Origin of the sequence: Pseudomonas sp. 51_B (genome assembly GCF_017491595.1) — a bacterium.
In the GTDB taxonomy this organism is placed as follows: domain Bacteria; phylum Pseudomonadota; class Gammaproteobacteria; order Pseudomonadales; family Pseudomonadaceae; genus Aquipseudomonas; species Aquipseudomonas promysalinigenes.
This window is the reverse complement of the sequence record NZ_JAFGYW010000217.1, coordinates 1-502: the sequence shown is the minus strand read 5'-3', so window position 1 is coordinate 502 and position 502 is coordinate 1. Positions and strand designations below refer to the sequence as shown.

Below are 502 nucleotides of genomic sequence, written 5' to 3'. Positions count from 1 at the left end.
CTCAAGGTGCTGCGCACAAGGTGAAGAGCCTGGTCGATGAAGAGGGGAATGATCGCTTGAAGCTGCGCGTATTTGTTACGGGCGGCGGTTGTTCAGGGTTTCAATACGGTTTCACCTTCGATGAAGACGTGGCCGATGACGACACCATCGTCGAGCGCGAAGGCGTGAGCCTGGTGGTCGATCCGATGAGCTTCCAGTACCTGGCCGGTGCCGAGGTGGATTATCAGGAAGGTCTGGAAGGTTCGCGCTTCGTGATCAAGAACCCGAATGCCACCACGACTTGTGGTTGCGGTTCGTCGTTCTCGATCTGATCGCGCTTCACCGCACACAAAAAAACGCCGCAGAGCCTTTCGGTTCTGCGGCGTTTTTGTATCTGAAGTTTAGGCCGGGTAGATGGCGCCAAGTACGCGCAGGCCGCGAGCGCCGGTGACGCTTGGCCGATTGGCGGCGATGCCTTCGAGGCAGCAATGAGCCAGCCAGGCAAAGGCCATGGCTTCTACCC

2 protein-coding genes are annotated in these 502 nt (G+C 58.4%); one reads left to right on the top strand and one right to left on the bottom strand.

What is annotated here, in order from left to right:
* On the top strand, positions 1–311 hold a 311-nt coding region (gene erpA / locus J5M56_RS24485), incomplete at its 5' end, for an iron-sulfur cluster insertion protein ErpA (protein ID WP_207937994.1).
* Positions 312–380: 69 nt separating this feature from the next.
* On the opposite strand, the gene J5M56_RS24480 is transcribed toward erpA, so the two are convergent.
* Positions 381–502 (bottom strand): anhydro-N-acetylmuramic acid kinase (locus J5M56_RS24480; RefSeq protein WP_207937995.1); only part of this gene is annotated, 122 nt, incomplete at its 5' end.